Raw genomic sequence first — 20,076 nt, forward strand, 5'->3', positions numbered from 1 at the left:
CGCCTGCCGACGTCAGGCCGGGCGCAGAAAGCTGCCCGGTGCCTGGCGCACCCGCCGCCGCAGCGCCGCGTACAGCCGCCCGCGGTCGCGCACCTTCAGCCCCCGCGAGCGCAGCGCCAGCCGGAAGGCCAGCGTGAAGCTCACGAGCACATTGAGCGCCCCGGTCAGCGGCACCGCCGCCACGCACCACCAGAAGGCCGGATCCGACAGCACCGAGACCCCCAGCGTGCCCAGCGCGGCCGCGACCTGACCCGCCGACAGTGTGACGTGGCGCACCTCGACGGGAAGCCCGAAGAAAGCGGCCAGTGTCGGCACCAGTCCGAGCATGAACCCCAGCGAGCAGTTGGCCGCCAGCCCCGAGATGTTCGCGCGCCACCACGCCGACCAGCGCTGCGCCCGCGCACGGCCGAGCCAGCGCACGATGCGCGGGTTGTGGGCGATGGCGCTGTCCAGGCGGTGGAAGACGAACCAGTTCTCCCACCAGCCCGCGATCAGGCTCGACAGGAACAGCAGCACACCCGTGAACGCCGCGAACAGCAGCGTCGGCCCGAGCAGCGTCAGGTTCTTCAGCACATAGCGGGCGGTGTGCTCCTCGATCAGCGGCGCGCCCTGCCAGTGCCACGCGGCGACCTGCGCCAGCAGCACGACCGGCGCCACCACCAGCACATTGCCCAGGATGCCGGCGATCTGGGTGCGCATCAGGTGCGTCACCTCGTCCACGAAGTCCTCGGTCGCGGCGTCGCTGTCGCTGATGCCTTCCAGCTTGGCGGCCATCGCCGGGGCGGTCATCGCCGGCTGCTTGGTCGCCACGGTCCAGTGCAGCAGGTGCACCAGCACGAAGCTGGCCGCGTAGTTGGCACCCGCCCAGAAGCCGCTCCAGAACGCCGACAGCGCCATGGCGCCGATGGCGAACTTCAGGAACGTCGTGCCAGCGATCACCAGTCCGCCGCCGCAGGCTCGGCGCAGCATGTCGGTGTATTCGTCCCGCGTGCGGGTGATGTAGTGCTCGCCGGTGGCGGCGCTGCGCTCGGCGACCTTGCGGGCGAGCATGGCGTAGTGGTGTGAGAACAGCGCGCCGAGGCTGCGCCGCGTCTGCACGCTGCGGGCGAAGGCCACCGTCAGGCATTGCCACTCGCGCGCCGGCTCGGGCGCAGCCAGGCAGTTCAGCAGCGCCTCGATGCGGGTGATGCGCTCATGCAGCTGCTCGATCTGGAAGACCACGTCGACCGACACGCCCCAGGTGTCGAGGTGTTCGCGCACGCTGGCTGCGGTGCGACGGCAGGCGTCCAGCAAGGCGCGCAGATAGTTCAGTTGCTGTTGCCGCTCGGTCAGGTCTGCGGCTTCGTCTGCCTCGGCGAGCCGGGCCGCGGCCTGGGCGAGCTGGTGGAAGGGGCGGTCGGCGAGCAGCGTCGGGTCGATGCGCGGCCGGATCGACGCCGACAGCCCGACCGCGCGCACCTGGCTGGCGAGCATCTGCACCGAGTCGATCAGCGCCCGGTGCCAGTGGTCGCGCACCGGCTCGTCGACCAGCAGCCGCTGCAGGCGGGCCAGCGTGGGCGCGTCGATGGCGCCGAGCCAGTCCGCGTCGCCAGGCGCATGGAAGACCATCTGGAAGAGCTGGCCGAGGTCGCCGGTATCGGGCGTGCCGGGCAGCGTGACCATGCGCAGCCGGTCGGTCAGTTCGGCGCTGAAGCCCGAGCGCGGCGAGAAGCCGAAGTCCGCCAGCAGCGTGCCGGCGTCGGCGGTGGCGAACACCGTGTGCAGCAGCGCGCGGCAGCGCCGGGCGAGCGAGGGCTCGGTTTCGAGCAGGGTGAGGAACTGCGACAGCCGCTCGGCCGGATGGGGCTGGCGCAGCCTGTCCACCAGCGTGATCAGCCAGAGGTGGCGGTCGGCGCGTTCGGCGCCAGGGTCGGCGGCCGCCAGCAGTGCACGCAGGTCGGTGTCAGGCGTCCGGCGGGCGGACCAGCCCCTGCGCAGCCGTTGCAGCAGGCCCGTCAATGCAGCGCGTGAGCCTGTGACAGCTCGAAGGCGGGGACGGGGGCGTCGAAGGGCTGCGCATCCTCGGTCATGCAGAAGAATGTGCCGCGCATCTGCCCGCGCGGCGTGGCCAGCCGGGTCCAGCTCGTGTATTCGAAGCGCTCGCCCGGCTTGAGCACCGGCTGGTGGCCGACGACGCCCAGGCCGCGCACCTCCTCGGTGTGGCCGGCGACATCGGTGATGACCCAGTGGCGGCCGATGAGCTGCGCCACGGTGTCGCCGGTGTTGACCACCGTGATCGTGTACGAGAAGGCGTAGATCCCTTTCGATGCATCCGAATGCTCGGCGAGGTAGGCGGGGAGGACGGTGCAGGTGAACTGGGGGTGCGGCATGGGCGGATGATAGTCGTGGGGCTGCCACTGGCGTGTTGCAGGACTTTTCGCGCAGGCCTTCAGGCGGCAGACCGGCTGCCTATACTGGTTACAGCTGGCCCAACCTCGGACAACGACCATGACCATGACCGACCTCACCCTCCCCATCACCGGCATGACCTGCGGCGGCTGCGTGCGCAGCGTCACCGCCGTGCTGCAGGCGCTGCCCGGCGTTGACTCCGTCAGCGTCACGCTCACCCCCGGTCAGGCGCAGGTGCGCTACGACGAGGCGCAGGTCTTGCCCGCCCAACTCGCCGCCGTCGTCGAGGACGCGGGCTTCGAGGTGGTGGTCTGACATGTCTACCTCCCCAACCGCTCCGTACTTCGAGATCAACGGCTACCAGGCCCGCGCCCAGATCGGCTGCGCTCCGGACGAGCATGGCGTGACACAGGGCGTGGTCGTCGATCTGCGCGTGCACCTGTTCTTCAACCCGGGCCTGTACCTCGACCGCTACACCATGCCCTACGACTACATGGCCGCGATGGACGCCATCACGACCACGCTGGCCGAGGGGCACCACATCCTGCAGGAGTCGCTGGCGCTGAAGATCGGCCGCCGTGTGCTCGACAGCGAGCATGTCGAGCGAGTGGACGTGCGCATCCGCAAGACCGAGCGCTACGACGGCGTCGAGAGCATCGGCTTCTTCACGCCGGTCGACCGCGACCTGCTGATGAAGGTGGACGCCACCGCGCGGGCACTGGCGTGAGCGCGGGGCCGCTGCGCATCGCCCTCGTCACCGGCGGCCATTCGCGCGTCGGCCGGGCGATCTCCGAGGCGCTGGCCGCCCGCGGCTGGCGCGTGCTGCTGCACGCCTTCCGTGGCACCGCCCGCGCCGAGGCGCTCGACCTGCAGCTCAACCCGCCGCCGCACGGCCCGATGGGCGTCTGGCAGGCCGACTTCTCTGACACGCCCGCAGCGCTCGCCTCGTTCGAGGCGCTGCTGGCGACGCTGCCCGCCGAGGCCGACTTCGCGCTGGTCCACAACGCCAGCGCCTTCGAGAACGACGACCGCGACTCGGTGACGCTGGCGCGCTTCCGGATGCACCACGCCCTGCACTACGAGGTGCCGGTGCTGCTGATGCTGGCGGCGGCGCAGCGGTTTCCGCGTGGACAGGCGCTGCTGCTGCTCGACCAGAACGTCGAGAACCTGCACGACCAGTTCCTGAGCTACTGCCTGTCCAAGGGCGCGATGCACGCCGCGATGAAGCGGCTGGCGCTGTCGCTGGCGCCGTTCCGGGTCAACGCGGTGGCGCCGGGGCCGACGCTGCCGCTGCCGGACGCGGATCTGGCGGCCTTCGACGCCGCCGCGCGTGCCACCCCGCTGCAAGGCGCCGTGGCGCCCGAGGATGTGGCGGACGCGGTGGCGTGGCTGCTGGATGCGCGGCGCGTCACGGCGCAGACGGTCTTCGTCGATGCTGGCCAGCACCTCAAACAGTGGCGGGAACCCGCCGCGCCGGGCAGCCTGTAACCCGTCTGTTCCCTAGAATCCGGGGCATGACGACCCCCACCTACCGCATCGCCCCCTCCATCCTGTCCGCCGACTTCGCCCGCCTGGGCGACGAGGTGAAGAACGTGCTCGCCGCCGGCGCCGACTGGATCCACTTCGACGTGATGGACAACCATTACGTGCCCAACCTGACCTTCGGCCCGATGGTCTGCCAGGCGCTGAAGAAGCACGCGGTCAAGCCGGACGGCACGCCCGCGCCGATCGACGTGCACCTGATGGTGTCGCCGGTGGACGCGCTGGCCCAGGCGTTCTGCAAGGCGGGCGCCGACCTCGTGAGCTTCCACCCGGATGCCTCGACGCACGTCGACCGCACGCTGCAGCTCATCCAGGCCGAGGGCGTGAAGGCGGGCCTGGTGTTCAACCCGGCCGAGCCGCTGGACGTGCTGGAGTGGGTGATCGACCGGGTGGACCTGATCCTCATCATGAGCGTGAACCCGGGCTTCGGCGGACAGAGCTTCATCGACAGCGCGCTGCGCAAGATCGAGAAGGCCCGCAAGATCATCGACGCCAGCGGGCGCGACATCCGCCTCGAAGTGGACGGCGGCATCAAGATCGACAACATCCGCCGCGTGGCCGATGCGGGCGCCGACACCTTCGTCGCGGGCAGCGCCATCTTCAACACGCCTGACTACGCCCGCGTGGTCGACGCGATGCGCACCGAACTGGCGCGCTGATCCAGCGCAAGACTCGTTTCCGATACCCGGCCCGGCCAAGCTTGGCGTCAGGTTGAGGCTGACACTGAGGATTTTTCAAATTCGGAGTGAACAACATGCCTCAGCAATCCACTTGGCGCCGTGCCGCCGCCCTCGCCGTTCTGTCCGGCTGGATGACGATGGGTGGCTCGCTCGCGCAGGCGGCCTGCCTGAGCGACAACGATGTGACGCGGCTGATGGCGTCGCTGCAGGTGCGCCGCCAGGTGGACACGCCGGAAGGCCTGAGCGCGGCCGACGCGGCCTGCACCCGCGCCAAGTTCAACGCCTCGCTGGAAGCCGCGCACGGCCGTCCGGTTGGCTACAAGGCCGGCCTGACCAACCCGGCCGTGCAGAAGCGCTTCCAGGCGACCGCGCCGGTGTGGGGCGCGCTGTATGCGCCGATGCTGCTGAAGGACGGCGCGATCGTGAACCCCGCCTTCGGGGCGCGCCCGCTGTTCGAGGCCGACCTGCTCGTGCGCGTCAGCAACGTGCGCATCAACCAGGCCCGCAACGTCGAGGACGTGCTGCAGTCGATCGACCAGGTGATCCCGTTCATCGAGCTGCCCGACCTGATGGTGGACACGCCGGCCAAGATCAACGGCCACGTGCTGACCGCGGTGAACGTCGGCGCACGCTACGGCGTCGTCGGCACGCCGATCCCGGTGCAGCGCACGGCCGAGTTCAGCCAGGCGCTGCGCGACATGCAGGTCGTCGTGTCCGGCAACGGCGCGGAACTCGACCGTGGCCGCGGCTCGGACGTGCTGGAGCACCCGCTCAACGCCGTGGTCTGGCTGGCGCAGGCGCTGCAGGCGGACGGCGTGAAGCTCAAGGTCGGCGATGTGCTGAGCCTGGGCTCGTTCTCGAAGCTGATGCCGCCGAAGCCGGGGCTGGCGGTGCAGGTGCGCTACAACGGCCTGCCGGGCAACCCGGCGGTGCAGATGCAGTTCCGCTGACCTGCTGAGGTGGGCGCGGGCGCGGGGATCAGAATGCGGGATCGGATCGGCATCGATCCGCAGGAGACCCCCGAATGCTTGCCGAGAAGACCCCCCCGCAGGGCGCCCGGTCATGGGCTGACGCCTGGACCGACGCCACCCCGATCACCGCCCACGACGCCCCGCCCGCGGCCGAGCGTCAGCGACCGCTGGCGCCGCTGCGCGTGCTGGACCTGTCGCGGCTGCTGCCCGGCCCGATGGCGTGCCGGCACCTGGCCGATCTGGGCGCGCAGGTGCTCAAGGTCGAGCCGCCGATGGCCGGCCGGCCCGGTCTGCCGGGCGATGACGCGGCCTACATGGGGCCGGGCGAAGACGGCGTCTCGCATTTCTACCGCGTCGTCAACCACGGCAAGCGCCGGCTGGTGCTCGACCTGAAGCAGCCGGAGCAGCTCGCCACGCTGCGCGCGCTGGTCGCCGAGGCCCATGCCGTTGTCGAAGGCTTCCGCCCCGGCGTGATGGACCGGCTCGGCCTGGGTTACGAGGCGCTGCGGGCGATCAACCCGGCGATCGTGCTGACCAGCATCAGCGGCTACGGGCAGGACGGCCCGCTGCGGCTGGCCGCCGGCCATGACCTGAACTACCTGTCGCTGGCCGGCGTGGTCGACCAGACGCGCACGCCCGACGGCCGCCCGGTCTTCAGCCACCTGCAGATCGCCGACCAGCTCGGCGGCGCGCAGACCGCCGCCATCGGCACGCTGGCCGCCGTGCTCGGCGCGCAGTGGACGGGGCAGGGGCGCTGGGTCGATGTGTCGATGACCGACGCGGTGCGCCAGCACCAGGTGATCCTCGGCACCGACGCGCTGGCCGACGGCGTGTCGCCCGCCCCGGGCGCGTCGCTGCTCAACGGCGGCGTGCCTTGCTACAACCTCTACCGCTGCGCCGACGACCGCTGGCTGGCGGTCGGGGCGCTGGAGCTGAAGTTCTGGCAGGGCGTGTGTGCGGTGGTCGGGCGCGAGGACTGGGCGGCGCGCCACTGGAGCCTCGGCGAAGCGCCGGGCAGCGCGGCGGCGCGGGCGCTGATCGACGAGCTGGGGGCGCTGATCGGCAGTCGGCCGCTGGCGGTGTGGGTCGAGCGGTTCGCGGGGACGGATTGCTGCGTCACGCCGGTGCTGGGGGCGCATGAGGCGCTGTTCGGGCGGGCGGCGGTGACGGTGGGCGAGGGGATGCGGCGGTTGACGGGGCCGGCGGTGACGTTGCGTTGAGGCGCGCCGGGGTGTTCCTCGGCGTCACGCGGGGTCGTGCCAGTTGAGCCACTGCAAGCCTGGCACGCGGGAAAACTCGCGCACATTGCGCGTGACCAGCGTGGACTGGTGGCGCAGGGCGGTGGCTGCGATCAGGATGTCGTGGGGGCCGATCGGCGTGCCTCTTGCTTCGAGTTCGGCGCGAATGCGGGCTGCTTGGGCGGCGCATTCGCTGTCGAAGGCCAGGCGCTGCATGGGTTGCAGCAGTTGCGCCAACGCGGCCAAGCGTGGGGTGGCCGCCTCCTGGGGCAATCGCAGGAGTCCGTAACGCAACTCGTATTCGACGATGGCCGGCACGCCCACATCGGCGGGGCGCAGGGCTTGCAGACGCGGCACCACCTGCGGGTCGCCCCGAAAGTAGTAGCTGATGGTGTTGCTGTCCAGAATCAGCATGAACGGCCTTCAAAACCCCAGGCGTGGTGCATCGGCGGGCAGTGGCGCTGAACTGTCTTCGCGCAAGGGGAAGTCGGCAAAACGCCCCGCCAGTCCGAGGCAGTCCTGGGGCCATTCGTGGGCGGCGTGCTTGCGGATGATCTCCGCCACCCAACGGCTTTTCGACATCCCGTTGGCCTTGGCCGCCTGTTCCACCAGTGCTTGGGTGGCATCGTCCAGATACAGCGTGATTTGGGACATTGCAGGACTCCCGGCTTCTGTTGCGTATATGTGGAAGTATATGTAATCGGGGCCCGGTGGACTGAAAGTCGTACCCGCGCGACATCAGCACCGAAGAGTGGAACTTCGTGGTCCGCGTCCGGCACGTCGCTAGAGCCTGTGGGAAGCGCCGGGCAGCGCGGCGGCGCGGGCGCTAGCTGGGGCGTTGATCGGCAGCCGGCCGCTGGCGGTGTGGGTCGAGCGGTTCGCGCGAGCGTTGCTGATGAGCATTGCGCAGCAGGAGGGTATTGGGCTTGACTCCAGCTACCCACCCGATCAGGCAATACTCAGAACTTCGAGGCCTCTGAATTTCTCTTCGCTGCGGCCTCGGCCTTGCTTTGCGCCTTGAATTTTTGCAAGAGGTCGTTACGGATATACCGGACTTCCATCGTGAATCCTAGGTGCGGAGCATCCATTTCGATGAGGGCATCGGCCGGGCGGAAACTTGCGAACTGATCGCCGACAAACGGGCGCTGTTGCGCAGATACTTTGTACTTCTTGCTCAGGAACTGGAAGATTGTATCGAATCGATGTTTTCCCATGTCCATGAACACGCCAGCGAGTTTTTTCTGGTCATCAAAAACATACAAGACGCTGGTGAGACCTTCAATATCATAGGCCGCGCCATCCGTCTTCAACATTTCTCCGCCGGAATACTTGTTCGTGCCGGACGGCTCAAGCTGTGTTTTCTTCGATAGATTTTCCCTGAGTTGTTCGACTGTTGTGACGCCGATCTCGAAACCAAGTACCTGCGTACCGGCATGCGCCAGCGCTGTCGTGCAAAGTGCGATGGCAATGAAGAACGAATGAATTTTGCGCATTGGAACCTCCCTTTGTAGCGCGGGTGAAAAGTGATGGTGGATAGAACAATGGCGGAGCCATGACGCGCTGCGGATCAAATCGCCAAAGCGCGTGGTGCCGGGACAACCTCTAGGTTGTACTGGACGAGAGCCGGAGATTAAACAAGATTACGGCTGATCCAAACAGGCGAAGTTTTGCTGATCTTAGGACTTACGCAAGTTGAACTCAGTTAGCACAGAGCTTGGACTTTTGTAGCCATCTCAAATGTACGCCATCGGCACTGACGGTCGAGCTATTTCCTGCCGCATGTAATTCGACATCATCGCCTTCTTGATGCTGTAGATATTCGTCCTCATGTCTCTGGCCAGCGCGGACAGATGGTTCCACGCCAAGATGACACAGGCAATGTGATTCCTCTGCGCCCTGGCAGATCGACACTGGCATTTCTCCATGCCCAGCACCTGCTTGACCTCCCGGTGATACTGCTCGATCTTCCACCTGATCGCGCAGATCTCTCGCGTGTCGTCCACCGAAGTCTGTTCCAGATCATTGGTCACCACCCATTCCGTGCGACCGTTTCCCGTCGCCACCCGAAACAGCTTGACCTTGAGGCTGCCTGGAAACTTGTTCACCTTGACGAGCTTGCCGTGCGCGGCGCCTTGGTCGCTCCACTGCAACTCACTGACGGCCTGATAGGGCGCCTGCGCCTGACTGTCATCGACCAGGCGATTGCTCTTGAGCGGGCAGTAGAAGATCTTGCCCGCACGATGGATGTGCACCATCAGCTCCTTGGTGGCGTACCAGGAGTCCATCAGCACCACGCGGAATGGCAGCTTCTTGCCCGTCATGGCCTCGTCGAACATCTCCTGGACGTGCTGGAGCTTGGTCTTGTGGTCCACCTGCGGGGCGAACACTCGCCAGTCGATGATCCAGTAGCGACCGCTGCGGGGGTTGACGTACAAGCAGTTGACCACACCGATGCCCTTGATCAGGCCATGGGCATTGCCGCTGTACTGCCGCCGCACCAGCTCGATCGCATGGGAGTGGTTCTTGTCCGAGACGCTGTCGTCGAACAGCAAGAAAGCGTTCGGATCAGGTTCGATGGATTTCTCCACCTGCTCCCAGACGATGGCAGGCGTTATGTTTTCGTCTTGCAGGTAACGGTTGATGGCGTCATGCGAGAAATGCGGGTGATGGTCGGCGAAGTAGGTTTGGGTATAGTTGGTCTGGGTGGAGATCAGAAACTGACAGTAGTCGCGTCTTGTCGGCTTCATCATGGCTCCTGTTGAGTTGAGGCAAGCCAATTGTAGGCATATTTAATGAATCCGAACAGCCAGTTGAAACAAGATATTTCAGTGCACATCGGGTGCCGGATCAATCCATGGATCAGAATATGGCACTCAAAACTCAGTTGAGTTTGAAAGTTTCTTTTGCGTAAGTCCTATGATCTGTTCATTGCATCGCTTTTTTTACTTATACGAGCTGCAGATAGTCTTGTCGACTGTGAACTCCGCGAGTTTTTCTCCGTAGGTATTTGTGTAGACGAAGGTATACGTGAGGCCGCGATCGAAGGCAGGGTTCATGGCGTTCACCGCGCACGACTTCGGGACGATCTCGCGATGCGTTTCTTCGGAGAACTCCTTGATATTTGCCTGTGGTAGCCCCTTCTTCACTCGGAGGACATTCTCAAATCGGACATTGCGCGCGACGGCTACTGCTCGCGTCGAGACTGTCATGTCATCCAGCATCGCAACTGCGTTGCTGTTGTACTGACTCGCAATGTTCTGTGCAATCTCTTCGATTTGCTTGATCTGTGCCGGCGTGAGCGACTGGGCGAGAGCGCCGCTACACGAAAAGACTGTGAAAAGCGGCAGAACAGTAGAGGACAGCAGAGGGTGTGTTTTCATCGGCTGAGTGGCTGAATCCTGCATCCGGAATGGCGCAAGTCCACGCCATATTTGAAATCTCTCTCTGTGTATCGCATCGTTACCCTCCCGTAAAGCGGCTCAAAGCCTTGGGAGCATAGTTTTTCATTTCGATTTCGCGCGTGAAATATTTCACGCTTAACTTGGTTCCTCCTCGAACCGGACAAGATTTGATCCCCGCATACTTTTCGCCCTGCCGGCTACCCCGCGAGCCGACGCTGAATCTGCGCTGAACCGTCCCGCTTGTTGCGTCCAGTTACTGAAACAGCTTGTTTCGGATCAAGTGCCCCGCAGATCCGCCTGCGCAAGATGGTTTTTGGCCGGGAGCTGTAACCCCCGCCACACCGGAGCCTGTCATGCGCACACCGAACACCCACCCCGTTCCCGCCCTGCGGCGGATCTCCACGGCGCTGCTGGCGCTGGGCCTGGCGGGATCGGCGCTGGCCGCACCGCTGTGCCGGGCGCCTGCTAACCTGCTCGCCAACCCCGGCTTCGAGAACGGCCGAACCTCACCGGGCGGCAGCCCACCCGGCTGGACGTTCCAATCCGCCTACAGCGGCGCGCTCGGCACCTGGGACACCACGGTCGCGCACAGCGGCGGGCGCAGCGTGCGCATCGACGCCACGCGCCCCGAAGACAGCCACTGGCTGCAGCGCGTGGCGGTGCCCGTCAACACGCCGCTGTTCCTCGGCGGCTGGATCAAGTCCGACAACCTCCAGCGCCCGGACCAGCCCACCAGCCCCGGCGCCACTGTCTCCGTGCTCGGCCGCTGGGACCAGACCGCCCCCACGCTGGGCACGACGCCGTGGCACCCGGTCGGCATGAGTTTCATCACCGACACCAGCCCGCTGCTGGTTTCGACGCGTCTGGGTTTCTGGGGCGGGCTGGCCACCGGCACGGCCTGGTACGACGACCTGACGCTGGTGCCGCGGGTGGCGCAGACGCCGCATCCGCGCTGGAAGATCCTGGTGCTGGTCTATCCGCAGACGGATGCGGTCATCACGCAGACCGATGGCACGACGCGGCATGTGCAAGGGCAGGCCTCGCCGACCGAGGTGCAACAGGCCATCGCGCATGCGCGCCTGTTCGTCGAGCAGGACATCCCGGCGCTGACCAGCGGCAACATGCTGCCCACGCTGACGGTGCGCACGGCCAGTCGGCCCCTGCAGACGCTGCCGTCGGACGGTGACATGCGGTGGTGGCCGGATGCGCAGGCGGATGCGGAGCCCGGTTTTGATTCGGTCATCGTGCTCTGGGAGCCGCGGGTGCGCGATGTCGCCACGGGCGAGTCGCTCTGGCTGGGTTCCAGCTTTGGCGGCATGCAGTACCGCGGCACACGCCAGACCTACACGACCATCACGCTGCCGTACGCCGGCCCCAACGGCAACCGCAATGTGTACAAGCTGCACTGGGGCTGGTCGATCCTGAGCTATTTCGAGACGCTGCAGCTCACGCCACAGCCGACCGTGCCGCCCGTCACGATGGCCTCGCGGTATGTGAACTGCAAGACGGGGCAGCAGTACACCTGGTTCGACGAAACGCTCGACCAGCCGATCCCGAACTCGATCTACAGCAACGCGGCCGGCTTCACCCACGACTACTACTCGGGCACGGTGGCGCGCGCCGAGGCGCCGACGGTGTGCCTGGGTATCGGCCCGCAGGCGTGGGCCTGGGGCGGCCCGGTGACGCACTCGGGCAGCGCGCCCGTGTTCACGGCGGCCGAGCGCGTGGAGGCGCTGATCGCGCAGGTCGGGGCGCTGCAGACGGCCGGCATGCTCGGCCCGCGGCCTGCGCAGACCTTATGGGCAGAGCTGCAGGCGGCGCGGCGGATGCTGCAGTTGCCGCGCGCGAGCGAGCTGGCTCGCGTGCCGCTGGAGGTGTTCTCGCGTCACGTGCAGGCGCTGGTACGCGACGGTCGCGTGTTGCCACAGGCCGGTTCGGCGCTGATCGAGGCAGCAACGGCCGCCATCGGCTGCGTTTGAGCGACGTTGTTCACGCGCGGCGCCCTCGCTGACCGGCAGGGCGTCGATAGACTTCCCGGCACTTCAGACCCCGGGAGTTCGATTGACCACCGCGACAGTGCTCACGACGGAGGCGGTGCTGGCCCTGGCGCCGGACGCCGCTTCAGCGAAGGCGGCCCGTGGCCTGCTGGCCCCGGCGACATGGCCGACCTTGGGTCACGACGCGGCGGCCGCCTGGGGCGAGTGCCAGGGCAGCGGGTCCAAGCCGTATCAGACACAGGTCGATCTGAGCGGCCCGGTGTTCAAGTGCTCGTGCCCGAGCCGGAAATTCCCTTGCAAGCATGGGCTGGCGTTGCTGCTGCTGCGCGCGCAGGACACCAGCCGCTTCACCACGCCCGCCGAGCCGCCCGAGTGGGTGCGCGCCTGGCTGGAAGGGCGGCGCGAGCGGGCCGAAAAGCAGGAACAGAAGCAGCAGCCGCGGCCACAGCCACCGCAGGCGGCGGCGGGGGTGACCGCCACAGCCACCGCCAACGGTGCCGACCCGGCCGCCCCGCCGACGCCCGACACCACCACGGCCCGCCAGGACAAGCGGTGGCAGCGCATCGAGGCGGGCCTGGAGGAACTGGCGCGCTGGCTCGCCGACCGGGTGCAGCGCGGCCTGGCGGTGCAGACCCGCGAGGGCGCGGGCGAATGGCAGACGATGGCCGCGCGCATGGTCGATGCGCAGGCGGGGGCGCTGGCCGGCTGGTTGACCGCGGCGGGCGCCGAGTCCGACAACGCCGCGCGGCTGGCCCGGCTCGGGCGGCTGCAACTGCTGATCGAGGCGGTGCAGCGGCGGGCGGCGCTGGACGCGGGCGTGCTGGCGGATGTGCGGGCCACGCTGGGCTGGCCGCTGGAGCGCGACGAGGTGCTGGCGCGTGGCGAGGCGGTGGACGATGTCTGGCGCGTGGACGGCCAGATCGTCGAGGAGCGCGAGCAGCGGCTGGTCGAGCGCCGGGTCTGGCTGTCGGGGCGGCGCAGCGGGCGGCGGGCATTGCTGCTCGATTTCAGCCACGGCACGGCGGGCTTCGAGACGAGCTGGATCACCGGGCAGGCGCGGGCCGGGCGGCTGGTGTTCTTTCCGTCGGTGGCGCCGCTGCGGGCCTTGTCGGTGCAGCGCGAGGCGGTGCCGGAAGCCGATGAGGAGGCGGTCGAGGGCGAGGAACGGTTGGCTGCGGGCTGGGACGATGAACTCGACCGCGCCGCCGCCGCGATGGCCGCCCATGCGTGGCTGCCGCTGTGGCCGCTGCGGCTGGCGGGGGCGACGATCCGGGTGGTGGACGACGCTGTCTGGGCGTGTGGCGACCCCCACGCGCTGCCGCTGAACGTGCCGACGGAGCAGGTGCCGACGCTGCTGGCGCTGGCGGGCGGCGGTCGGGTCGATCTGAACGGCGAGTGGGACGGCCGGACGCTGCGGCTGCTGACGCTGCGCAGCGACGAGGGGCGGTGGCAGATCGGCCGCACCGAAGGAGCGACACGATGACGGGGCCGATGATGGACCGGCTGTTGCCGATCGCGCTGGTGGGCACGGAGCGCTCGCCGGGGCTGCGGGCGCTGCTGCGTGAGGTGCCCGCGCCGCTGACCGGGTTGATGCAGGCGCTGGCCACGGCGCCGGAGGACGACGCTACGGTGCTGCTGCGCGCCGCCGGGGTGCTGGCGGTGGCGCAGCGGGTCGGCGGTGGGCTGGCGGCGGTGGACACCCTGCCCGAAGCGCCTGAACCCGCCCGGCCGGAGACCCGCCCCGCCTTGTCCGCCGAGCCGCACCAGGCGCTGCTGCAGCGCCTGCTCGGCGAGGACGTGCCCGACAGCCTGCGCGTTGAGGCGCTGTCGCAGGTCGCGCAGCGCGGCTGGCGGCTGCCGGCGACGTTGTTGCCGCCGATGCTGGCGCTGGCGTTGCGGCTGCCGGTGCTGCGGCCGGCGGTGGGCGCGGTGATGGGCGAGCGCGGGCGCTGGCTGGTGCAGCAGCAGCCGCGCTGGCGCTCGATCGTCGAGCGGCCCGCCACGCCGACCGAGGACGACTGGGCGCACGGCAGCGGTGCCGCCCGGCTCGCGTTCCTGCAAGCCGAACGCCGCCGCGACCCCGACGCCGCCCGCGAGCGCCTGAGCGCCGAGCTGCCGTCGCTGGCCGCCCGCGAGCGCACCGAGCTGGTCGAGGCGCTGGCGGTCGGGCTGTCGGCGGCGGACGAGCCGCTGCTGGTGAAGCTGTTGCGCGACCGGGGCGGCGAGGTGCGCACGCTGGCGGCGATGCTGCTGGTGCGGCTGCCCGACAGCGAGCAGTCGGCGTGGCTGGCGGGGCAGTGGTCGGCGCTGCTGCGGGTCGAGTCGGCGTGGCTCGGGTTGAAGAAGCGCTGGCACATCGAGCCGCCCGCCGCCGAAGACCCGGCGTGGAAAACCCGCGCGCTCGACCTGCAGCGCCCGCGCCACGACGGCCTGGGCGAGCGCGGCTGGTGGCTGTACCAACTGGCACGGCTGACGGTGCCGGCCTTCTGGACAGCGCATACCGGAATGGCGCCAGCCGAGCTGATCGACTGGGCGCGTGGCACGGACTGGAAGGACGCGCTGCTGCGCGGCTGGCGCGAGGCGGTGCTGGCCACGGCCGGATCGGCGGGCGTGGCCGGCGAGCCGGACGCGCAGACAGGCGCGGTCGATGTGCGCTGGCTGCTGGCGCTGCTGGCCTGCCGCGAAGCGCCGGGCTGGCCCGCGCACGAGGTCACCGCGCTGCGCAGCCACCTGCCGCTGGCCGCGCGCACGTCGTTGTGGCGCGATCGGCTGGGCGAGGCGTGCGTCGAGGTCGCCACCGAGGTGGTGCAGACCTGCGCCCAGCCGCTGATCGACGGCCGCCCCGAACGCGCCGCCCCGTTGGACCCGACGCTGGCCGCCGCGCTGTCGGCGGCGATGGTGCGCGAGCTGTCGGCGCTGTTCAGCGGCCGGACACCCGACGAACGCCGCACGGCCGCCTGGCTCGACGTGGCACCGGCGCTGGTCGGCTGGCTGCCGATGGCCTGCCTGGACCCGATCGAGGCACTGCCCGCACCCGCGCCGCTCCCCGCCGACACCCACGTCTGGCTGCACGCCCGCATCGTCACGCTGCATGACCGGCTGCAGCAGGCGGTGGCATTGCGCCGCGCCTTTCATGCGCTGCCCGTGGCGGCGGTTTCCTCTTCAACCGATTCCCGCTGAACCCGCCCAACATGACCGACACCACTTCAACCGCCGTCCTGCGCCGCCATGCCGAGCACCAGTACGCCGAGGAACTCCACGAACTGCGCCGCACCGATCGCCGCCAGCGCCCCGACCACTGGGAACTGTCGCCGTGGGCGGTGGTGACCTACCTGCTGGGCGGGCGGCTCGACAACGGCTTCGAGGTCAGCCCGAAGTACATCGGCGCGCGCCGGCTGATGGAGATCGCTGTGGCCACGCTTGCCACCGACCGCGGCCTGCTGCTGTTCGGCGTGCCGGGCACCGCGAAATCGTGGGTCTCGGAACACCTGGCCGCCGCCATCAGCAACGACTCGACCCTGCTGATCCAGGGCACCGCCGGCACCGGCGAGGAGCAGTTGCGCTACGGCTGGAACTACGCCGAGCTGCTCGCGCACGGCCCGTCCGAGAAGGCGCTGGTCCCCAGCCCGCTGATGAACGCGATGCGCACCGGCCGCATCGCCCGCATCGAGGAGCTGACACGCATCCCCGCCGATGTGCAGGACTCGCTGATCACCGTGCTGTCCGAGAAGACGCTGCCGGTGCCGGAACTGGGCAGCGAGGTGCAGGCGGTGCGCGGCTTCAGCGTCATCGCCACCGCGAACAACCGCGACAAGGGCGTCAACGAGCTGTCGAGCGCGCTGAAGCGGCGTTTCAACACGGTGATCCTGCCCGTGCCGTCGAGCGAGGCCGAGGAGCTGTCGATCGTCGTCAAGCGCGTCGCCGAGATGGGCCGCGCGCTGGACCTGCCCGCCGAGCCGCCCGCGCTGCGCGAGGTCAAGCGCGTGGTGCAGATTTTCCGCGAGCTGCGCAATGGCCAGACCGAGGACGGCAAGACCCGGCTGAAAAGCCCGAGCGGCACGCTGTCCACGGCAGAGGCGATCTCGGTCGTCAGCAACGGCATGGCGCTAGCCGGGCATTTCGGCGACGGCGTGGTCGGCGCGCCGGATCTGGCGTCCGGGCTGCTCGGCGCGGTCATCAAGGATCCGGTGCAGGACTTGGTGGTGTGGAAGGAATACCTGGAGACGGTCGTGAAGGAGCGCAGCGACTGGAAAGACCTGTACCGCGCCTTCCGCGACCACGGCTGAGCCGCAGCCGCCATGACGGAGACGCGCTTTTTTGGCATCCGCCACCACGGCCCCGGCTGTGCCCGCAGCCTGCGCCGGGCGCTCGACGACTGGCAGCCCGACGCGCTGCTGGTCGAAGGCCCGCCCGAGGCCGAGTCGCTGCTGCACCACCTCGCCGACGCTGCGCTGGTGCCGCCGGTGGCGCTGCTGGTCCATGCGCTCGATGTGCCGCAGCGGGCGGTGTTCTACCCGTTTGCGCGCTTCTCGCCGGAGTGGCAGGCGCTGCAGTGGGCGGTCGGGCGCGGGGTCACGGCGCGGTTCATCGACCTGCCGCGGGCGCATGCGCTGGCGCTGGATGCGGACCCCCACCCCAACCCTCCCCCGCTGGGGGAGGGGGCAAGACCGGATCGTCAGGCATCCGCTTTGCGTTCTGGGCTGTGCTCTGATCTCCTCCCCCCAGCGGGGGGCGGTCGGGAGGGGGGGCTTCAGGGTCACGGCGACCCCTTCGACGACTTCGCCCGCGCCGATGGCCACCCGGACGGCGAGAGCTGGTGGAACCGCTGGGTCGAGGAGCGCGGCCACGACGCGGACATCTTCACCGCCATCGCCGAGGCGATGACCGAGATGCGCCGCGACGCGCCGCCGCCCGACGACCGCGAGGCGCAGCGCGAGGCCCACATGCGCCAGTGCCTGCGCGCGGCGCGCAAGGAAGGCTTTGCGCGCATCGCCGTCGTCTGCGGCGCGTGGCACGTGCCGGCGCTGCAGGACGGTGTGTCAAGCGCCAAGGCCGACGCGGCGCGGCTCAAGGGCCTGCCCAAGCTCAAGGTGCAGGCGACCTGGGTGCCGTGGTCGCACCGGCACCTGACCCGCGCGGGCTACGGCGCGGGCGTCGTCTCGCCGGGCTGGTACGACTTCCTCTGGCAGCACGGCCAGCACGACCCGGCCTCCCACCCGCGCGCCGCCGGCTGGCTCGCCAAGGTCGCCACGCTGCTGCGCGCCCATGAGATCGACTGCTCCAGCGCCCACGTCATCGAGGCGATCCGGCTCGCCGACACGCTCGCCACGCTGCGCGGCCACGCCACGCCGGGGCTGGCCGATCTGGACGAGGCCGTGCGCAGCGTCATCGGGCAGGGCGATGACGCGGTGCTCGGCCTGATCGGGCCGGCGCTGCACGTTGGTGATGCGCTCGGCACGGTGCCGGCCGAGGTGCCGATCGTGCCGCTGCAGCGCGATGTCGAGGCGCAGCAGAAGCGCCTGCGTCTGAAGGCCGAGGTGGCGCAGCGGGTGCTGGACCTTGACCTGCGCCAGCCGAACGACCTGGAGCGCAGCCGGCTGCTGCTCCGGCTGCGGCTGCTCGGCCTGGACTGGGGCGTGCCGGACCAGGGCAGCCGTGGCGCGCGCGGCAGTTTCCACGAGACGTGGCGGCTGCAATGGGCGCCCGAGTTCGCCATCACGCTGATCGAGGCGAGCCGCTGGGGCACGACGGTCGAGGCTGCCGCGAGCAGCCGCATCGCCGACCGCGTGGCGCAGGAAACCGTGCTGCCGGTGCTGGCCGCGCTGGTCGATGACGTGCTGCGCGCCGACCTGCCGGGCGCGGTGCAGGCGGTGACGCAGGCGCTGGACCGGCTCGCAGCCGTCACCGGCGACACGGCGCAACTGCTGCAGACGCTGCCGCCGCTGGCGCACGTCTTCCGCTACGGCGATGTGCGCGGCACCGACACGGCGCAGGTCGGCGTGGTGCTTGACCACCTGATCGGCCGGGCAGCGATCGGCCTGCCGCTGGCCTGTGCGGCGCTGGACGACGAGGCGGCGCACGCGCTGCGCGCCCCGCTGCTGGCCGCCCACGCCGCCGTGGCCCGGCGTGCGGGCGACGAGCAGACGGCGGTGTGGCGCCACGCGCTGGCCGGGCTGGCGGCGCTTGACTCGGCGGCGGCGCTGCTGCGCGGGGTGGCGATGCGGCTGTTGCTGGACGACGGCGTGGTGAGCGCCGACGCGGCCGGCACCGCGCTGCAGCACCAGTTGTCCCGCGCCACCGACCCGGCCGCAGCGGCGGCGTGGCTCGAAGGCTTCCTGAACCGCAACGCGGTGGTGCTGCTGCACGACGCGCGCCTCTGGGCGCTGATCGACGGCTGGCTCGCGGGCCTGGGTGACGCGCATTTCCAGCAGGTGCTGCCGCTGGTGCGCCGCAGCTTCGCCGAGTTCAGCCGCAGCGAACGCCGCTCGCTGGGCGAACGCGCTGCGCAGCCGCCGAAGGTCGCGGCGAGTGGGGCGGCGGCGGACGGGCCGGGCTGGAACGAGGCGCGGGTAGCGCGGGCGCTGCCGCTGCTGCACCAACTGCTCGGCTTGCCGAGGGAGGCGATTTCGCATGACTGATGGCATGAGTGACGACCAGAGCCCCGCCACGCTGACCCGCCTGCAACGCTGGCGCCTGGTGCTCGGCGAGGAAGCCAATGACCCCTGCGGCAGTCCGAGCGGCGCTGCGCTGGAGATGGACCGCGCGCTGGCCGCGCTCTACGACGCCGACGGCCCTGGCGGACTGGGCAAGCGCACGGCGGGCAAGGGCCGCGGCGCGCCGACCGTGGTGCGCTGGCTGGGCGACATCCGCCAGTATTTCCCGGCCTCGGTGGTGCAGGTGATGCAGCGCGACGCCCTGCAGCGGCTGAACCTGAACGAGATGCTGCTGCAGCCCGAGATGCTCGAAGCGGTGCAGCCGGACGTGCACCTTGTCGCCAGCCTCGTGTCGCTCTCGCGCGTGATCCCGGCCGGCACCAAGGACACGGCGCGGCGCGTGGTGCAGTCGGTGGTCGATCAGCTCATGAAGCGCCTGGAGGAGCCGCTGCGCTCGGCGGTGACCGGCGCGATCGACCGCAGTGTGCGCAACCGCCGCCCTCGCCACAGCGAGATCGACTGGCACCGCACCATCCGCGCCAACCTGCGCCACTGGCAGCCCGAGCTGCGCACCATCGTCCCCGAGACGCTGATCGGCCACGGCCGCAAGTCGCGCCGCCCGCAGCGCGAGATCATCCTGTGCATCGACCAGAGCGGCTCGATGGCGGCCAGCGTCGTCTATTCGAGCATCTTCGGCGCGGTGCTGGCGTCGCTGCCGGCGGTGGCGACGCGGCTGGTGGTGTTCGACACCGAGGTGGTCGACCTGAGCGATCAACTGGACGACCCGGTGGAGCTGCTGTTCGGCGTGCAGCTCGGCGGCGGCACCGACATCGGCCGCGCCGTCGCCTACTGCCAGAGCCAGATCCGCGACCCGCGCAACACCATCTTCGTGCTGATCTCGGACCTGATCGAAGGCGGGGTGGAGCAGCGGCTGCTGCAGCGCGCAGCCGAGATGGTCGAGGCGGGCGTGCAGTGCGTGGCGCTGCTGGCGCTGAGCGACGAAGGCGCGCCGAGCTACGACCACGCGCTGGCGGCCAAGCTCGCGGGGCTGGGCGTGCCGTCGTTCGCGTGTACGCCGGATGCGTTTCCGGGGCTGATGGCTGCGGCGATCCGGCGCGAGGATGTGGCGGGGTGGGCGGCGCAGCAGGGGCTGGTGGCGAGCCGGGCCGTCACCGGGTTGTCTCCAGCCACGTGAAGCGGCGCCTT

19 protein-coding genes are annotated in these 20,076 nt (G+C 69.4%); 12 read left to right on the forward strand and 7 right to left on the reverse strand.

Going from position 1 to position 20,076, the window contains the following annotated elements; translation table 11 throughout:
• Positions 1-12 precede the first annotated feature (12 nt).
• Both U5O44_RS12370 and apaG read right to left on the reverse strand, forming a co-directional pair.
• On the reverse strand, positions 13-1,998 hold the full coding sequence (locus U5O44_RS12370; protein ID WP_322588772.1) for a site-specific recombinase: 1,986 nt from the start codon (positions 1,996-1,998) through the stop codon (positions 13-15).
• Complete coding sequence (gene apaG / locus U5O44_RS12375) at positions 1,995-2,369, reverse strand: Co2+/Mg2+ efflux protein ApaG (RefSeq protein ID WP_322588773.1); 375 nt, start codon at positions 2,367-2,369, stop codon at positions 1,995-1,997. Before apaG ends, U5O44_RS12370 begins: the two co-directional genes overlap by 4 nt.
• 118 nt (positions 2,370-2,487) lie before the next feature.
• Here apaG and U5O44_RS12380 point away from each other — a divergent pair, with 118 nt between their 5' ends.
• From U5O44_RS12380 to U5O44_RS12405, 6 genes are all read left to right on the forward strand, one after another.
• Positions 2,488-2,703 carry a heavy-metal-associated domain-containing protein gene (locus U5O44_RS12380; RefSeq protein WP_322588774.1) on the forward strand — a complete coding sequence of 72 codons (216 nt, stop codon included), beginning with the start codon at positions 2,488-2,490 and terminating at the stop codon, positions 2,701-2,703.
• A 1-nt stretch (position 2,704) separates the two neighbouring features.
• Positions 2,705-3,115: a dihydroneopterin aldolase gene (locus U5O44_RS12385; RefSeq protein WP_322588775.1), complete on the forward strand. Its 411-nt coding sequence runs from the start codon at positions 2,705-2,707 to the stop codon at positions 3,113-3,115.
• Entirely contained in the window at positions 3,112-3,876 is a 765-nt protein-coding gene (locus tag U5O44_RS12390; protein ID WP_322588776.1) for an SDR family oxidoreductase, read from the forward strand. The genes U5O44_RS12385 and U5O44_RS12390 overlap by 4 nt, the downstream gene beginning before the upstream one ends.
• Before the next feature lie 26 nt (positions 3,877-3,902).
• Entirely contained in the window at positions 3,903-4,589 is a 687-nt protein-coding gene (gene rpe / locus U5O44_RS12395; protein WP_322588777.1) for a ribulose-phosphate 3-epimerase, read from the forward strand.
• Positions 4,590-4,684: 95 nt separating this feature from the next.
• Entirely contained in the window at positions 4,685-5,560 is an 876-nt protein-coding gene (locus U5O44_RS12400; protein WP_322588778.1) for a 2-keto-4-pentenoate hydratase, read from the forward strand.
• Between the two features lie 74 nt (positions 5,561-5,634).
• Positions 5,635-6,801, forward strand: a complete 1,167-nt coding sequence (locus U5O44_RS12405) for a CaiB/BaiF CoA transferase family protein (protein ID WP_322588779.1) — start codon at positions 5,635-5,637, stop codon at positions 6,799-6,801.
• Between the two features lie 24 nt (positions 6,802-6,825).
• Here U5O44_RS12405 and U5O44_RS12410 read toward each other — a convergent pair whose 3' ends face one another.
• The 5 genes from U5O44_RS12410 to U5O44_RS12430 form a co-directional block, all read right to left on the reverse strand.
• Entirely contained in the window at positions 6,826-7,233 is a 408-nt protein-coding gene (locus U5O44_RS12410) for a type II toxin-antitoxin system VapC family toxin (RefSeq protein ID WP_322588780.1), read from the reverse strand.
• Between the two features lie 9 nt (positions 7,234-7,242).
• Positions 7,243-7,473: a CopG family transcriptional regulator gene (locus tag U5O44_RS12415; protein WP_322588781.1), complete on the reverse strand. Its 231-nt coding sequence runs from the start codon at positions 7,471-7,473 to the stop codon at positions 7,243-7,245.
• Between the two features lie 305 nt (positions 7,474-7,778).
• Positions 7,779-8,312 (reverse strand): hypothetical protein, encoded by a 534-nt coding sequence (locus tag U5O44_RS12420; protein WP_322588782.1) that lies wholly within the window; start codon positions 8,310-8,312, stop codon positions 7,779-7,781.
• A gap of 240 nt (positions 8,313-8,552) precedes the next feature.
• Complete coding sequence (locus U5O44_RS12425) at positions 8,553-9,566, reverse strand: IS701 family transposase (RefSeq protein WP_322586630.1); 1,014 nt, start codon at positions 9,564-9,566, stop codon at positions 8,553-8,555.
• 195 nt (positions 9,567-9,761) lie between these two features.
• Positions 9,762-10,199: a hypothetical protein gene (locus U5O44_RS12430; RefSeq protein ID WP_322588783.1), complete on the reverse strand. Its 438-nt coding sequence runs from the start codon at positions 10,197-10,199 to the stop codon at positions 9,762-9,764.
• 374 nt (positions 10,200-10,573) lie between these two features.
• Between U5O44_RS12430 and U5O44_RS12435 the strand changes: the two genes are divergently transcribed.
• The 6 genes from U5O44_RS12435 to U5O44_RS12460 all read left to right on the forward strand — a co-directional run bounded on the left by U5O44_RS12435 (position 10,574) and on the right by U5O44_RS12460 (position 20,065).
• The gene (locus U5O44_RS12435) at positions 10,574-12,199 is read left to right on the forward strand and encodes a hypothetical protein (RefSeq protein WP_322588784.1); all 1,626 of its coding nucleotides are present in this window, start codon (positions 10,574-10,576) and stop codon (positions 12,197-12,199) included.
• 82 nt (positions 12,200-12,281) lie between these two features.
• Positions 12,282-13,700 (forward strand): SWIM zinc finger family protein, encoded by a 1,419-nt coding sequence (locus U5O44_RS12440; RefSeq protein ID WP_322588785.1) that lies wholly within the window; start codon positions 12,282-12,284, stop codon positions 13,698-13,700.
• On the forward strand, positions 13,697-15,397 hold the full coding sequence (locus U5O44_RS12445; protein WP_322588786.1) for a DUF5691 domain-containing protein: 1,701 nt from the start codon (positions 13,697-13,699) through the stop codon (positions 15,395-15,397). The genes U5O44_RS12440 and U5O44_RS12445 overlap by 4 nt, the downstream gene beginning before the upstream one ends.
• Before the next feature lie 11 nt (positions 15,398-15,408).
• A complete protein-coding gene (locus tag U5O44_RS12450) occupies positions 15,409-16,503 on the forward strand; it encodes an ATP-binding protein (protein ID WP_322588787.1) in 1,095 nt (364 codons plus the stop codon).
• Between the two features lie 12 nt (positions 16,504-16,515).
• A complete protein-coding gene (locus U5O44_RS12455; RefSeq protein ID WP_322588788.1) occupies positions 16,516-18,855 on the forward strand; it encodes a DUF5682 family protein in 2,340 nt (779 codons plus the stop codon).
• A 4-nt stretch (positions 18,856-18,859) separates the two neighbouring features.
• Positions 18,860-20,065 carry a VWA domain-containing protein gene (locus tag U5O44_RS12460; RefSeq protein ID WP_322588789.1) on the forward strand — a complete coding sequence of 402 codons (1,206 nt, stop codon included), beginning with the start codon at positions 18,860-18,862 and terminating at the stop codon, positions 20,063-20,065.
• The last annotated feature ends 11 nt before the right edge of the window (positions 20,066-20,076 follow it).

It is taken from the genome of Sphaerotilus sp. (assembly GCF_034519685.1).
In the GTDB taxonomy this organism is placed as follows: domain Bacteria; phylum Pseudomonadota; class Gammaproteobacteria; order Burkholderiales; family Burkholderiaceae_C; genus Sphaerotilus.

Excerpts from the sequence above, each read along its gene's own strand:
- U5O44_RS12425 (WP_322586630.1), bottom strand. The coding sequence starts at position 9,566 with ATGAAGCCGACAAGACGCGACTACTGTCAGTTTCTGATCTCCACCCAG.
- apaG (WP_322588773.1), bottom strand. The coding sequence starts at position 2,369 with ATGCCGCACCCCCAGTTCACCTGCACCGTCCTCCCCGCCTACCTCGCC.
- U5O44_RS12455 (WP_322588788.1), top strand. The coding sequence starts at position 16,516 with ATGACGGAGACGCGCTTTTTTGGCATCCGCCACCACGGCCCCGGCTGT.
- U5O44_RS12420 (WP_322588782.1), bottom strand. The coding sequence starts at position 8,312 with ATGCGCAAAATTCATTCGTTCTTCATTGCCATCGCACTTTGCACGACA.
- U5O44_RS12450 (WP_322588787.1), top strand. The coding sequence starts at position 15,409 with ATGACCGACACCACTTCAACCGCCGTCCTGCGCCGCCATGCCGAGCAC.
- U5O44_RS12430 (WP_322588783.1), bottom strand. The coding sequence starts at position 10,199 with ATGAAAACACACCCTCTGCTGTCCTCTACTGTTCTGCCGCTTTTCACA.
- U5O44_RS12400 (WP_322588778.1), top strand. The coding sequence starts at position 4,685 with ATGCCTCAGCAATCCACTTGGCGCCGTGCCGCCGCCCTCGCCGTTCTG.
- U5O44_RS12460 (WP_322588789.1), top strand. The coding sequence starts at position 18,860 with ATGAGTGACGACCAGAGCCCCGCCACGCTGACCCGCCTGCAACGCTGG.
- U5O44_RS12435 (WP_322588784.1), top strand. The coding sequence starts at position 10,574 with ATGCGCACACCGAACACCCACCCCGTTCCCGCCCTGCGGCGGATCTCC.
- U5O44_RS12380 (WP_322588774.1), top strand. The coding sequence starts at position 2,488 with ATGACCATGACCGACCTCACCCTCCCCATCACCGGCATGACCTGCGGC.
- rpe (WP_322588777.1), top strand. The coding sequence starts at position 3,903 with ATGACGACCCCCACCTACCGCATCGCCCCCTCCATCCTGTCCGCCGAC.
- U5O44_RS12415 (WP_322588781.1), bottom strand. The coding sequence starts at position 7,473 with ATGTCCCAAATCACGCTGTATCTGGACGATGCCACCCAAGCACTGGTG.
- U5O44_RS12410 (WP_322588780.1), bottom strand. The coding sequence starts at position 7,233 with ATGCTGATTCTGGACAGCAACACCATCAGCTACTACTTTCGGGGCGAC.
- U5O44_RS12385 (WP_322588775.1), top strand. The coding sequence starts at position 2,705 with ATGTCTACCTCCCCAACCGCTCCGTACTTCGAGATCAACGGCTACCAG.
- U5O44_RS12405 (WP_322588779.1), top strand. The coding sequence starts at position 5,635 with ATGCTTGCCGAGAAGACCCCCCCGCAGGGCGCCCGGTCATGGGCTGAC.
- U5O44_RS12445 (WP_322588786.1), top strand. The coding sequence starts at position 13,697 with ATGACGGGGCCGATGATGGACCGGCTGTTGCCGATCGCGCTGGTGGGC.